Below are 15,142 nucleotides of genomic sequence, written 5' to 3'. Positions count from 1 at the left end.
ACGTCGAGGGCATTAACGATAAGCGTATATAACACGCTTATCGTTATCTCTTTTCTCGCAATTATTGTGTAACAGCTGTAACGCGTAAATTATCTTCGGAATCATCTTCAGGAAATGATGACGGCATGGTGTGTTGGCTCAGATAAAGACAATAAAATCAGCCTTACCCATTGATGACGTGCTTCAGGAAGGAGCCGATAGTTGCATATTAATTTTGAAGAGGATGTCTGGCTTGATGATTATGGGATGAGGCGGAAGGAATTCATCTACGATCATCGCATTCATCATAGTTATGTCTTTGTTGCCGGTAAAAATGTGTACACAGTCATCACAGGTACACTGACAAATGAAAATTTATTTACCCGTATCGGTTATGAAATGCCAGATGGAATACCTTTTCCTCTTAATGGTGTGGCAGAGGTTTATTTCGATGTCTGTCACGGGATGAATATGCTGGCTGATTTTCGGCATGTGCTATTTCCGGGGCTTGGCAGTGCGGTTGTGTTGCAGTCTGTGGCGCTGGCAATGATTGCGCACCTGGATAAGTTTAATGTTGGCGGATTTGTGTTCCAGGCTGCTGCCGGTGGGGTTGTTGATATGGGACGTAAAATATCTCTCGAAGAGATCTATGATTATCTCCTTGGGTTGAAAAATGAACCACGCTACAATCGACGCACCGGATTGCGTAAAAAAACGCCACGATCGCTGTTGCCGGTTGGGTTACGCGCTTACAAAAGATCTACCAGGGAGAGAGCCTGCTATGTCGTACTACAATAAAGGGGTACGTTCTGTGTTTCTTACTCCAGGGAACAGGAAGCAAAACATCATTCAGGCGTTGGTCGCGGCCGAGTTAAAAAATCACGCTGACGATCCAGCAGCCTGTTTTAATGCTCTTAAAGCCAGCCTCGACTCTGGCAAAAAACATTCTTCTGCCAGTTTGCTGCGTAAAAAATTACAAGATGCCCTGATGAAGAAGTCACAAAAAATTTAAAAGCCGCTGATGCGGCTTTTTTAATGCGTTGACTCACGCAGCCTGGACCATTGGGCGTTATGAATTTTACGACTTATAGTGGCCGGGAGCGCTTACATCAGGCATGTAATTCAATCAGCTGGCGTTGCGCCTGCATCCCTGGCATCAGCTGTTCCAGGGACGCGATCAGCATATCACCTGCTTCCTCCAGCGCCGATAACGGCATTGCCGGCAGGCTTTCCAGAATAAACCACATCTGCTGCGCATTGCTGTCGAGACGGGTTCTGACGCCCTGGCGCCAGTTCCAGCGGCGGCAGGTCACGCCCCGATCGTCGCGCCAGATAACCTCACCGACCTCAGGATATTCCATCGCCGGCTCGCCCGCTTTTACCGTATCGAAAGGTTCGCTGCCGTCGGCAATCGTTAATCGGGGATTGCCTTCATAAGCCGTCAGGTTTTCACCGCCAACCGGCACCGCATAACGGATGCTAATCGCGTTATAAATATCCACCACCGGATCGATCGAGGCCATCCCGCCATCTTTCAATACGCCTTTACGCAGGGCCTCTGCGGAGCAGGGTGTTTTTTTGGGCTTCGCGCCGAAGGCTTTGAATACCGTATTCCATGCCTCAAGATGATCCGCAGCCCAGGCAAAATCGTCTTCTCTTACCGCTTTGCACGCCTGCGCTAACAACTGCGCGGCCACGTCGGGATGTGTCACCGGCGCCGCTTCAACCACAATGCTGAGCGCCCTGAAACCCGGCGCGACAGACGCCAGCGCTGAATCAATTGACGGGGAAACAGAAACCACAAGATAATCCTCTATTGACCAATTTATTGCATAGTAGTGACCGATGACCGTAAAAGTCAATATACCGACCGATGCCGGCGCCACGGTTTCCCAGGTGAGCCAGGCAATTGCCGCCCGGCTTAAAGCGTACCGTAAAGCGAAAAAAGTCTCGCTTGACGAACTGTCCCGGCGCGCAACCATCAGTAAAGGGATGCTGGTTGAAATAGAAAAGGGCGTGGCTAATCCAAGCATCGCTATTTTATGTAAACTTTCGGCGGCGCTGGGCGTGTCCGTTGCCGATATTGTCGATGTCGGCGCCAGCGAGCCGGTGGTTCACGTTATTGAGCCTGCGCAAATGCCGGTGCTGTGGCAGGGCGAGCGCGGCGGAAAAGCGCAGCTGCTGGCGGGCACGGCGGGGCCGAATATGATCGAACTCTGGCGCTGGACTATGGAGCCGGGGGAAATATTCAGTTCGTCGGGGCATCCAGCGGGAACGTCAGAACTCTTTCATATCGAACAGGGTACGCTGACATTAACGGTGGCGGAGCAGGTTATACGGATTGAGGCAGGAAGGTCGGCCATTGCGCGTACCGACGTGGCGCACAGTTACGCCAATAACGAGGAAACGGCGTTGGTATTTATAATGTCGGTAGTGGAGTTACATGCATAACGCGTCTTCCCTGACGCGTTACCTGATTACTCTTTATCCATCGGCGCGGTGGTGCTGACGGAAGAGAGGTAGTTCAGCAAAGCAATATCGTTATCAACGCCCAGCTTCATCATGGCTGATTTCTTCTGGCTGCTGATGGTTTTAATACTGCGGTTCAGCTTCTTGGCAATTTCCGACACCAGAAAGCCTTCGGCGAACAGGCGCAGCACTTCACTCTCTTTCGGCGACAGGCGTTTATCGCCATAGCCACCGGCGCTGATTTTTTCCAGCAGCTTGGCCACGCTTTCCGGGGTATATTTCTTCCCTTTCTGCAGTGCCGCCAGCGCTTTTGGCAGGTCGGTTGGCGCGCCCTGTTTCAGCACGATGCCTTCAATATCCAGATCCAGCACGGCGCTGAGAATTGCCGGGTTATTGTTCATGGTCAGAACAATAATCGACAGATCCGGGTAATGGCGTTTGATATATTTGATCAGCGTAATGCCGTCGCCATATTTTTCGCCAGGCATGGAGAGATCGGTAATCAGGACATTAGCGTCCAGTTTGGAGAGGCTGTTAATCAATGCTGTCGAGTCTTCAAACTCACCAACTACGTTGACCCATTCAATCTGTTCAAGAGATTTACGAATGCCAAACAGAACAATTGGATGGTCATCGGCAATAATTACGTTCAAATTATTCATCTTATTGGTTACCTTGCTGCAGCAGTTCGTTGACGTAAGCGTCAATGTCACTGGTGGTATTTTTGATGTTTAAATCGTCACTCGCTTTAATGTAGTGTTCCAGCTGTTCACAAAGCTCCTTGCCGGGTACCAGATCAAGCATGGCAAATACCCCTTTCAGGCGATGCGCCGTCTGAGCAAGCGCCGCGTAATCCCTGTTCGACGCCTCAGTATACAGTCTCTGTACATCTTCCGGTACTGTCTCGACAAATAGCTGGTAGTAACCACCGCTAATCAGCGGGACGGCTTCTTCCTCTTCATCTTCTCCGGCAGGTGACATATCCTGCGAAAGCTGTTTCTCAATCAGCTGTAACAGCGCATCCTGCAACGCGCTACTCAGGTTAAAGTTAACCCGATACTGCTGTTCATTCAGAACGGTAAAGCCCAGTTCATTATCCGTCAGCAACAGCGACCAGCCAGACAGGCGGGCCGGATCGTCGGTGATCAGGATATCATGCGGTTGACCGGCAAAACGTTCATCCGGCGTAATGCACTTCGCGCCCCAATTTTCCAGCTGATGGGTGACGATCTTACGAATGTCATCGACAGCGATGTCGATAAGCATGATGACATCTTCCAGCAGCTTCTCTTCCTGCTGCTGTTGATGTTCCGGCGGCACGTGCAGCAAAATGCTGTAGCGCGTACCAATCTCTGGCCGGGCCAGAATCTCCAGATGACCGCCCATCTGCTTACACAGCTGACGGCACAGGAAAAAGGCGAGGCCGGAAGCCTGACCGAAGCGATCCTCAGAGGTTTCGCCAAGAAACGGGAAATCATTATTGCCCAGCTCATCGCGCGTCAGTCCGGCACCGGTATCCACGATATGAATAGTCAAACGGTCGGGACGATCGGCAGGGGAGTCCACTTCCAGCGAGATTTTGCCCCAGCTGGTGGTGGTCAGCGAATAGTGCAGCAGCGTGGACAGTACCTTATAGATCGCCCGGCTGTCGCCAAAACGCATCTCATCGCTGTTAAGGTGATTGCGCACCAGCAGCGTCAGCCCTTTGCGGCGCGATAGCGGCAGCAGTTCCAGCGTCAACTCATCCAGCAGCGACTGCAGATTAAACGAGGCGGCATCCGGCGCCCAGTCGTGGGTTTCCAGCCGGTTCAACAGCACAATATCATCCACCAGACGCGCCAGCGCCTGGCTGTTTTCCAGCGCGTCGAGCGCATGGCCATCCTCGCACGCTTCGCTCAATGCCTGCAGCTGCGCGACCACCTGCTGAAGCGGACGATGCAGCGCATGCCCCAAATTCTGCAACAGCTGTTGACGCAGCTGATGATTGCGATCCAGCACCTGCTGTGCTTTCTGCAGCTTTTTATTAACCAGCAGCTCACGATCCTGATCGCGCATCAAAAACAGCTGCGTATGCGGCGAATGTTGGCTACGGGCGTGACGGATTTCATACACTTCGTTATTTACCGTCGCTTGCAGCACGCCCTGATGCTGATCGGACATATTGACGATCTTCTGCAGGTTCAGGTGTGGCAACAGATGTTCGGCGATTTTATTGCTGATAATGGTGCGATTGCTGGCAAAGTCATACACCAGCAGACCGAGCGGCAGGGAACCGACAATCTCTTCATTCAGCATCCGCAGCGCGTCCAGCTCGACGCTTTTGTTTTCGCCGGGGCGCAGCGACTGCTGGCGCAACAAAAACAGCCCCGCCAGCGACAGCAGCAGCAACAGCAGGTTCGCCATCAGCGGCCACATCAGATTGCGCAGTGTATCCAGCGCAAGCGTACTGATCGGAATGCGATAGACCAGCTGCAGCGGCGTGCTGGGCAACGAGGCGGCAATCTCGACATTGGGGTTATTTAAGGTAATGCGGGTATTTTGTAACTCATCGTCGCTAACGACGCTGCTGCTCAGCGCACCATCCTGCTTCAGCTGAAAATTCTCCAGCGGCATATTATGCGGGATCAGGTCGTTAACCGGCATATCAAACGCCACCACGGTAGCCAGATGGCCCGGCTGGTTGAAGGTGGTGCGCATTGTAAAGTAGTGGTCGTTTTGCCAGGCGAAGCGGCGCAGCGGCGAGAAGCTTTCGCGCTCGTCGAGCGCATTGGCCTGTTGCAGCATCTCAGTGCGGCGCGCGTCAACGATATTACTAATAGCGCTCTCTTTATAACGCGTCGCCATATCTTTCAACGGCAGCGTCGAGATCAGGATCAGGCTGTTATCCTGCCCGTTCAGAAAATACATCGACCAGGTGCTGTTCTCTGCACCCCACAACGTATCCAGGTAGCTGGACATGCGCAGCGTCATATCCAGCGTGCTGCTGTCGTGCGATCCGAAAATCAGCGCCTCGGTTTTGCGCCGCATTTTTTCCAGATAGTAAACGTCAGGACGCAGCCGGGTCTCCTGCAGGCTGGCTGAAGGTGTACTACCGGCGGCGCTGGCCGCCAGATTTTCATAAATCTGCCAGGTGGCGAAGCGATAGGTATCGATGCGCTTTTGCACCGCGCGGGTAATATCCGCCATCGCATAGCGCTTTTCCATCAGCCAGGCGTTGACCGCGTTATGAACCATAAAGCCCAGCGCCAGCAACAGCAGCATAATAAATATCATGAAAAAGCGCGTAACGTTGCTGGAGGACAAAGGAAACTTATACATCATGATGAAAGGGAACACCTGACCATTTTAACGTGTCACCAGCCGTGCGCTGGCAGCAACCGCCACCAGCAGAACCACGATGGCAGCAAAGGCGGTCACCAGGCTAAAGCCGTGAGCCACAAAACCGATTAACGCCGGACCTGCCAGAATACCGGCATAACCGATAGTTGTCATGGCAGAGATCGCCATATTCACCGGCATTGCGGTCTGACGACCGGCAGCGCTAAACAAAATCGGCACGGTATTCGCCGCGCCAAAGCCGATCAGCAAAAAAGAGAACAGCGCAACCGGCACGTTATCTACCGTAATCAGCAGTAACACGCCCAGCGCGGCGCATAGGCAGCCGCCAGCCAGCACCTGGCTGTTAGTAAAGCGGCTCACCACGCGGTCGCCGGTTAAGCGACCAATACTCATCGCGATAGAAAACACCGCATAGCCCAGGCCAGCCTGCGCGGCGGGCATCGCCCGTTCCTGCGTCAGCAACAGCGCGCTCCAGTCCAGCACCGCGCCTTCGGTAAGAAACAGAATAAAGCAGAGCAGGCCGAGAAACAGCACCCAGCCGCGCGGCACCACAAACAGCGGCGTATTTTGCTGCTGCATCCGCTCGGTCAATAACCAACGCTGGCTGCTCAGTAGCAGCGCCACCAGCAGCACAACGACTAACAGCACCGCCGATAACGGCGCAAGGCCCAGCCAGAGCAGCGCGCTGACCAGTCCGGCTCCGGCGATGCCGCCAACGCTGTAAAAGCCGTGAAAGCCGGACATCATGGTACGTTCCGCCGCTTTCTCCACCTCAACGGCCTGAATATTCATCGCCACATCCACCGTACCGATCGCAGCGCCAAACAGCATCAGCGCCATGGCAAGCGTGACGGGAGAAGAGAGGGTTGCCATCAACGGCAGCATCAGCATGGCGATCAGCGAACCGCAAATAATGACGCGCTTGCAGCCCTGTTTGCCGACCAGCGATCCGGTTAACGGCATTGCAATTAGTGAGCCGAGGCCCAGAAACAGCAGTAATCCGCCCAGCGCGCCATCGCTCACCGCAAGCCGTGTTTTTGCATAGGGCACCAGCGGCGCCCAGGCAGAAACAGCAATACCGGCGATCAGAAAAACAATTCGCGTTGCCACCTGCACTGCCGGCTGGCTCTTCCGTGTTTGTTCAACATCTGCTGATGTCATTATTTATTATCCATGGTGCGCAAAAGGGTTCCTTTTTAACACAAAATCAACCGGCAGAGCAGCGTTTCATCCCAGCGCAAAAGCGGCGCCAGCCGGTCTGCGCCAGCAAGCTTATTAAACGATAAAGCCACGGTTGTTAATTGGTTTTGCCCGCTTGTCCGCTTTTTCAGGAAATTTCCTGGTGAAACGGCGCAAAATCAGGCGTCTGTGCGACGAAATGACCAGGCAAAAGTATGATTCATCTCGCGCGGTTTTGCCGCTGAAAAGCACAACAATTTTTTATTATAAAAACGCGCCGTTTTTGCCACCAGATCGTCACCCTGGTGGGCCGCTGCTGTTGCAGGTTTTGTGCAAAAGATCGCCAATTGACAAAAATAATCGCTGGTCCTTTTCACCTTCTTTGCTGTTTACCTTGCTGGTTTTATGCGCAAACGTTAACAAGCTAACGACTCGCTAACTCTTTCATAACCCAAATAATTGCTCTTTAATTGCCAGTTAATTTTATCGATTCCCCTTAATTAACATAAGTAAATATGAAGTTTTCAATCGGATTTGTTGATGGTTTCGATAAATATTATTCAAGACCAGCGTAGCGGTTTTTGATTATATCTGAAACGTAAAAATAAAAATCATCGCTTTAAAAGGTACTTATTCTGTACTGCCAGCGGTTCTGTTGTGGCGGTACGCCTGTTTTGCACCAGGAAAGGTTCAATCTAAAGATATGGGGCGACTTTTCTCGCTCGCCTGTAAATCATAAACATCTCTTTACTTTGATTATTTCTATACATTACCTCAACTTGTGCAAAAGGGGTTTCAGATGGCACAGCCCTCCTCCGGGCGCGTGGATATTATTTCACGTGAAAACGGCACCTTACTCTCGCAAAACAGCACCAACGCTTCCCGTAATGTTTTACTCACTGAACCCAGCGTCGTCAGAATTAACGGCACGCGCGCCACGGTGGCCTCTTTTGAGCGCCAGGGCGACGATCTGATCCTGCATATGCAGGGCGGCACCGTAGTGCGCTATCAGCGTTTTTTCCTTGATGAAAACGGTCTGCACAGTGAACTGGTGTTTGATGACGGCGTTAATCCGCCTGAACATGCATTATTCCCGGTAACCAGCGGCGGAGCCGATGCGACAACGGCAATGGCCGTGACGCCAACCTATGAATCCCTTAGTGATATTGATCCCTTATTGCTGGCTGATAACACGCTGATAGGCGATAACCTGACCACCGCAGCCGGTATTGCTGGCGTGTTAGGACTGGCGGGTATTGGCGTAGCCTCTGCAGGCGGCGGTGGAGGCGGCGGCGGAGACGATGATAATCCCGGCGGCGGCGATGGCGATAACGGCGGAGATGGCGACGGTGATAACGGCGGCGGCGATGGTGATGGAGACGGAGACGGCGATGGTGATGGAGACGGAGACGGAGACGGCGGCACGCCAGAACCGGTGGAAGGCACCATTACCATTACCGAGCCCATTAGCGGTGACGGATATCTGAACGCGGGCGAAACCCAGTCGGCGCTGGTGATCAGCGGTACTACGACCGGCGTTAACGCAGGCAGTACCGTTACGCTTACATTTAACGGCGTAAACTATACCGCGACCGTAGGCAGCAACGGCAGCTGGAGCGTATCGATACCGGCGGCAGCGCTGGCAGGGCTGGAGAACGGCCCCCAGAATATTACGGTCAGCGTAACCGACGCCTCCGGCGGCACCGTCAGCGACAGCAGCCAGCTGACAGTAATCACCACTACGCCGCAGCCCAGCATTGATACGCCTTTCACCGACGGCACGCTGGATGATACTGAAGCGGGCAGCGACCAGACGATCACCGGCAATACCGGTATTACTGGCGCAGGACAAAGCGTCAGCGTCACCATCGGTGATAACACTTACACCGTTACGCCCGGCAGCGACGGCAGCTGGAGCATCACCATCCCATCAGCGGTACTACAGGCGTTGCCGCAGGGCACCAATACCATTTCCGTAACGGTAACCGATGCGGCAGGCAACACTGGCACCACAACCAGCACCGTTAATGTGAATACCGCGCCAGCCAGCGGCACGGTAGATACGCCCATTTCCGGCGATAACGTGCTGAGCGGCGACGAACTACAGCAAGATTTATTGATCGGCGGCACCGGCACCGAGGGCGATCGCGTCACGGTCAGCTTTAACGGCGTCAGCTATTTTGCCTTTGTCGGCGCGAATGGCCGTTGGGTCGTTACCGTTCCGGCCAACGCGCTGGCCAACCTGGACAGCGGTGACTATCCACTCACCGTTTCCATCACCAATGCGGCAGGCACCACCACGGTAATTAGCGAAACGCCGCTGACTGTGGATCCATCACTCTCCTCACCGACGCTAACGCTGGATCCTGTCGCGGGCGACGGTATCCTTAGTGGCCCCGAACAGGATCAGCCGCTGACGCTGACCGGCAGCGGCAGTCCGGGCGATGCGATTAGCGTAACGCTGAACGGCATTGCTTATGCTACTACGGTCGGCAGCGATGGCAGCTGGTCGGTAACCATTCCCGCCAGCGATCTGGCAGCGTTAACGGATGGCGATTATTTGCTGAGCGCAACGGCGACCAGTACCGCAGGCGCTGTCTTTACCGAACAGTCGGTGTTAACCGTTGATACCACACCACCGGCGCTTACCATTGACGCGCCGCTGGCGGGCGACGGCTACCTGAATAACGCCGAGGCAGGCCAGCCGCTGGCGGTTACCGGCAGCGCGGAGGCGGGCAGCACCGTCACCGTGACGCTGAACGGCATTGATTACACCGTTACCGTGCCGCAGAGCGGTCAGTGGACGGTCACCATTCCGGCCGCCGACCTGGCGGCGCTGCCCGACGGCAGCTACAGCCTGGCGGTCAGCGCCACGGATACTATCGGCAACGTGGCGACCAACAGCAGCCCGCTGGTGGTGATCGCCGATCCGGCCACCCTGCCGACGGTTACCCTCGATCCGTTCACCGGCGACAACGTGCTGGACGGCGCGGAACAGGGCGTTAACCAGACGGTGACCGGCACCGCCGCCAACGTGGCGGCGGGCAGCACGGTGACCGTGACCCTGAACGGCACCGCCTACACCGGCACGGTGCAGGCGGGCGGCGGCTGGAGCGTGACGGTCCCGGCGGCGGACCTGGCGGCGCTGGGCAGCGGCAGCCAGACGCTGGACGTGACGGTGAGCGACGCGGCGGGCAACAGCGCCAGCGCCAGCGACACCTTTACGGTGCAGCCGGCGGGCGGCGGCGCGCTGGCCATCGCACCGGTCTCGGACGATAACTACCTGAACGCCCAGGAGGCGGGCGCGCCGCTGACCATCAGCGGCAGCGCCAGCAACGTGGCGGCGGGCACCACCGTCACCGTCACCCTGAACGGCACCGACTACACCGGCACGGTGGGCGGCGACGGCAGCTGGAGCGTGACGGTGCCGGCTGACGACCTGGCGGCGCTGGCGGACGGGCCGCAGACCATCACCGCCAGCGTGCCGGACGGCAGCGGCGGCACGCTGAGCAGCAGCAGCACCCTGAACGTGGCGACCGCGCCGCTGCCTGACCCGGTGGTGGACACGCCGTTCGGCGACGGCGTGCTGTCGGGGCCGGAGCTGAATACAGACCAGACGCTGAGCGGCAGCACCGGCATCAGCGGTACCGGCCAGGCGGTGACGGTGACCCTGAACGGCACCGACTATCCGGCCACGGTGGACGGCGACGGCAACTGGACGGTCACCGTCCCGTCGGCCGATCTGCAGGCGCTGCCGGCGGGCAGCAACCCGGTGACGGTCACCGTGACCGACACGGCGGGCAACACCGCCAGCAGCAGCGTGCCGGTTACCGTCGATACCACGCCGCCGATCTTAACGATCAATACGCCTTCCGGCGATGGTGTAGTCAATGCCAGCGAACAGGGCAATCCGTTGATTGTCAGCGGGACGGCCGATGCAGGCAGTAGCGTTGTCCTGACCTTTAACGGCGTCGATTATCCGGCCGCGGTTTCCGCCGACGGCAGCTGGAGCGTAAGCGTGCCGGCCAGCGTGATTCAGGCGCTGGGCGACGGTCGTTACGATCTTAGCGTCACGGCCACCCGTCCTGACGGCGGCAGCGTGACGGCGCTGGAGCCGGTGGCGATTGCCACCGCCGCGCCTGCTTTCACCCTCGATCCGCTGGCGGACGATAATATTCTTAACGCTACCGAACAGGGGCAGCCGCTGAGCATCAGCGGCACCGGCAGCGCCGGGGACAGCGTCACCATTACGCTGAACGGCGTCAACTACGCCACCAGCGTCGGCAGTGACGGAAACTGGTCGGTCAACGTGCCTGCTGCCGATCTTGCCGCCTTAACCGACGGCACCAGCTATCCGGTAAATGTGCTGGTCGTTGACGCTAACGGCAACCGCAACAGCGACCAGTCGTCGCTGCGCGTAGATGCGGCTGCACCGGCATTAACCATCGATCCGCCATCGGGCGACGGCCTGCTCAACGCCGCGGAACAGCAACTACCTTTAACGCTGACCGGCAGCGGCGAGGCGGGCAGCACCATTACCGTTACCATTAACGGCCAGACCTTTACCGGCACTACCGGCGTCAACGGTCAATGGGCGATAGAGATCCCTTCCGCCACGCTGACCGCGCTGAGTGACGGCCCGAATACGATTACCGTTGCGCAGAGCGACGCCGCCGGTAACGTCACCAGCCAGCAGACCACCTTAACGGTGGATGCCGGTCAGGCCAGCCTGCCAGCGGTAGCGATTACCGTTGATACTTTTGCCGGTAATGGCGTGCTGGACAGCGCTGAACAGCAGGTTGCGCAGGTGCTTACCGGCACTACCAGCAATGTCGAAGCGGGACAAACCGTTACTGTCACCCTGAACGGTGCCAGCTTTACCGGCGTGGTGGACGGCGATGGTAACTGGAGCGTGACGCTGCCGGCGGAGGCGCTGAACAGCCTCGGCGACGGCAGCCAGGCGCTGACCGTCACCGTTAATGATGCGGCAGGCAACAGCGCCAGCGCTGACGGCAGCTTTACGGTTAACACTGCCAGCAGCGGCATTGCGCTGGCTCCGCTGGCGGGCGACGGCTACCTGAATGCGGCGGAAGCGGCGCAGGATCTGGTGATTAACGGCACCAGCGCCAACGTTCCGGCCGGTGGCGTTGTGCAGGTCTCCTTCAATGGCGAGAACTTTAGCGCCACGGTCAACGCCGACGGCAGCTGGAGCCTTACCGTTCCGGCAGGCAGCCTGAGCGCCCTGGCCGACGGGCCGCTCACCGTAACCGCCAGCGTAACGGATGCAACCGGCGCGACGGTGACCACCAATTCCACGCTGAATGTTGCGGTTACCGCCCAGCCGACGCTTACCGTGGATACGCCGTTTGGCAACGGTATTCTGGGCGCCGCCGAGGTTGCGCAGGATGGCGTACTGACCGGCAACACCGGCGTCAGCGGCAACGGCCAGGCAGTGACGGTGACGCTGGATGGCAACACCTACACCGGTACGGTCGCCGCCGACGGCAGCTGGAGCGTCACGCTGCCCGCAGCGGCACTGGGCGCACTGGAGGAGGGCAGCAATAATCTGGCGGTGACGGTCAGCGATGCGGCAGGCAACAGCGCCAGCGGCAACGCGACGGTGACCGTGGATACCAACGCGCCGCCGGTCACGCTGACCACGCCGGTCAGCGGTGGCACGCTCAACGCCAGCGAAGTCGCCCAGCCGCTCGATGTTAACGGCAGCGGCGAGGCGGGTAGCACCATTACCGTCTCCCTGAACGGCACCGATTACACCACCACCGTGGGCAACGACGGTCAGTGGTCGCTGCAAATCCCGGCGACGGATCTCGGGGTCCTGCCGGACGGCAGCTATACGCTAAGCGTGACCGCCAGCGGCGAGGTCACGGTGACCATCGATGACTTTGTCGGCAATAACATTCTGGACGGCGCAGAGCAGCAAGCGGCTCAGCTGCTTTCCGGTTCCACCACCAACACCGAACCGGGTCAAACCGTTACTATTACGCTCAACGGCCTGACTTACAGCGCAGTGGTGCAGTCGAGCGGCCTCTGGAGCGTCAGCGTACCTGCTGCCGATCTGGCGGCGCTGGCTAACGGCACCGCAACCATCAGCGCCGCGGTCAGCGATGCGGCGGGCAATACCGCGACGCAAACGCTGGACGTTACCGTTAATGATGCGCTGTCGGGCATCTCTGTCGCGCCGCTCAGCGGCGACGGCTATTTAAGCTATAGCGAGGCGGCCAGCGATCTATTGGTCAACGGCAGCAGCGCAAATCTGACTGCCGGCACGCCGGTTACTGTCACCTTTAACGATCGTACCTATACCGCCACCGTTGCTGCCGACGGCAGCTGGAGCGTCACCATTCCGGCCACCGCGCTGGCCGGTCTGCCTGACGGCACGCTGCCGCTGACGGTCAGCGCGACCGATGCCGCGGGCAATGCGGTCAGTAACAGCAGCAACCTGACGGTTGTGGTTAATACGCTGCCTGACGCCACGCTGCAAACGCCGTTTGGCGACGGCATACTTAATGCGACGGAGAGCGCCGCGCCGCAGCTACTTCAGGGCAACACCGGCGTTACCGGCGACGGTCAAAGCGTTACGGTCAACTTAAACGGCGTTGACTACAGCGGCACGGTTGACGCGAACGGTAACTGGAGCGTCACGCTACCTGCCGCCGCGCTGGGCGCGCTGCCGACCGGCGATTCGCCACTGTTGGTTACGGTCAGCGATGCCGCAGGCAACAGCAGCACCGTGGACAGCAGCGTAACGGTCGACAGGACGCCGCCAACCTTAACGCTCGATCCGGTCGCGGGTGATAACCGCATTAACGCCGCAGAAGCCGCCGCACCGGTCACCATCAGCGGCAGCACCACGGCGGGCGAAGGCCAGACAATCACCGTGTCACTCAATGGCCAAACCTGGACCACCCAGGTGGGCAGCGACGGCGACTGGACGCTCGATTTGCCAGCCGGCGCGCTGGCGGGCATCAGCAATGGTGATTATCCGCTGAGCGTGACGGTAAGTGATGCGGCGGGCAACCCGGTCACCAGCACCAGCACCCTGACGGTACAAAACAGCGTGCTGGCGCCGACCATCACGACGCCATTTGGCGACGGCTACCTTAACAGCATTGAGGCGGAAAGCGCGCAGACGCTGAGCGGCAACAGCGGCGCAACCGGCGCGGGACAAAGCGTCGTGGTTACCCTGGACGGCGTTGATTATCCGGCCACGGTGGATGCCAACGGCAACTGGACGCTGTCGCTGGATACCGACACGCTCCAGGGCCTTGCTGGCGGCACGCTGCCGTTGGTGGTTACCGCCACCGATGCCGCAGGCAATGTCGGCACGGTCGAACATGCGGTGACGGTGGATTACAACGCGCCGAGCCTGACGCTTAATGCCATCGCGACAGATAACATCCTTAACGCGGCGGAGTCGCTACGCGATCTGGTTATCAGCGGTACCGCTGGCGAAAGCGATATCGGTCAAACGGTAACGGTGAGCTTTAACGGTCAGACGCTGCAGGCGGTGGTGCTGAACAACGGCACCTGGCGCGTAACGGTGCCTGCCAGCGTGTTGCAAACCTTGCCTGACGGCGAAACGCCGGTCAGCGTGACGCTGACCGATGCGGCGGGCAACAGCACCACCGTTAATCGTCCATTAACCGTGGTTGCCAGTACGGACTCGCTGCCCACGCTGGCGCTGGATGAAGTGGCTACCGACGGCTACCTCAACCAGACGGAAGCGGGACAGTCATTAACGCTGACCGGCAGCAGCACCGCGCTGCAAAGCGGCCGGACGGTTACCGTGACGCTGAACGGTGCCAGCTATACCGGCACCGTAGATGACAACGGCAACTGGAGTGTGACGGTGCCGCAGGCGGCGGTGTCGCAGCTGACCGACGGTACGCAAAACTTTATTGTGCGGGCAACGGATGCGGCGGGCAATCCGGCTGCGGTGGAAGGCAGCTTCACCGTTGTCGCCAGCGCCGCCAGCCAGCCGACCATCAGCGTTAATCCGATTACGGGCGATGACATTGTTAACGCGCAGGAGGCGGAACAGGGGCTGACCCTCACCGGCAGCAGCCAGCGTCTGCCAGCGGGAACCCCGATTACCGTGACGCTGAACGGCCGGATTACGCCGCCAGCGTTGACGCTAACGGCAACTGGAGCGTGA

The 15,142-nt window shown here is 58.0% G+C and carries 9 protein-coding genes; 5 read left to right on the top strand and 4 right to left on the bottom strand.

Features of this window, described 5'->3' with window-relative positions; translation table 11 throughout:
• The first annotated feature begins 201 nt into the window (after positions 1–201).
• Positions 202–777: a hypothetical protein gene (locus tag P3C52_RS03555; RefSeq protein ID WP_275553835.1), complete on the top strand. Its 576-nt coding sequence runs from the start codon at positions 202–204 to the stop codon at positions 775–777.
• Positions 761–991: a hypothetical protein gene (locus P3C52_RS03550; RefSeq protein ID WP_275553834.1), complete on the top strand. Its 231-nt coding sequence runs from the start codon at positions 761–763 to the stop codon at positions 989–991. Before P3C52_RS03555 ends, P3C52_RS03550 begins: the two co-directional genes overlap by 17 nt.
• A 97-nt stretch (positions 992–1,088) precedes the next feature.
• Here the strand turns inward: P3C52_RS03550 and P3C52_RS03545 are convergent, their stop codons facing one another.
• Complete coding sequence (locus P3C52_RS03545) at positions 1,089–1,781, bottom strand: B3/4 domain-containing protein (protein WP_275553833.1); 693 nt, start codon at positions 1,779–1,781, stop codon at positions 1,089–1,091.
• A 43-nt stretch (positions 1,782–1,824) separates the two neighbouring features.
• Here P3C52_RS03545 and P3C52_RS03540 point away from each other — a divergent pair, with 43 nt between their 5' ends.
• Complete coding sequence (locus tag P3C52_RS03540; RefSeq protein ID WP_275553832.1) at positions 1,825–2,430, top strand: helix-turn-helix domain-containing protein; 606 nt, start codon at positions 1,825–1,827, stop codon at positions 2,428–2,430.
• A gap of 26 nt (positions 2,431–2,456) precedes the next feature.
• Here the strand turns inward: P3C52_RS03540 and rcsB are convergent, their stop codons facing one another.
• Genes rcsB through P3C52_RS03525 form a run of 3 tightly spaced genes read right to left on the bottom strand, consistent with a single transcriptional unit; the run spans position 2,457 to position 6,948 of the window.
• Entirely contained in the window at positions 2,457–3,110 is a 654-nt protein-coding gene (gene rcsB, locus P3C52_RS03535) for a response regulator transcription factor RcsB (protein WP_275553831.1), read from the bottom strand.
• A 1-nt stretch (position 3,111) separates the two neighbouring features.
• Entirely contained in the window at positions 3,112–5,769 is a 2,658-nt protein-coding gene (rcsD, locus tag P3C52_RS03530) for a phosphotransferase RcsD (RefSeq protein ID WP_275553830.1), read from the bottom strand.
• 24 nt (positions 5,770–5,793) lie between these two features.
• Positions 5,794–6,948: an MFS transporter gene (locus P3C52_RS03525; protein WP_275553829.1), complete on the bottom strand. Its 1,155-nt coding sequence runs from the start codon at positions 6,946–6,948 to the stop codon at positions 5,794–5,796.
• Positions 6,949–7,129: 181 nt separating this feature from the next.
• Between P3C52_RS03525 and P3C52_RS03520 the strand changes: the two genes are divergently transcribed.
• Together P3C52_RS03520 and P3C52_RS03515 are read left to right on the top strand one after the other, a co-directional pair.
• Positions 7,130–7,405, top strand: coding sequence for a hypothetical protein (locus tag P3C52_RS03520; protein WP_275553828.1), 276 nt, complete (start codon positions 7,130–7,132; stop codon positions 7,403–7,405).
• Positions 7,406–7,765: 360 nt separating this feature from the next.
• Positions 7,766–15,142 (top strand): Ig-like domain-containing protein, encoded by a 7,377-nt coding sequence (locus tag P3C52_RS03515; RefSeq protein ID WP_275553827.1) that lies wholly within the window; start codon positions 7,766–7,768, stop codon positions 15,140–15,142.

It is taken from the genome of Mixta sp. Marseille-Q2659 (assembly GCF_940807255.1).
Classification (GTDB): domain Bacteria; phylum Pseudomonadota; class Gammaproteobacteria; order Enterobacterales; family Enterobacteriaceae; genus Mixta.
The sequence above is the reverse complement of the archived record's forward strand: the minus strand, read 5'-3'. Positions and strand labels throughout refer to the sequence as shown.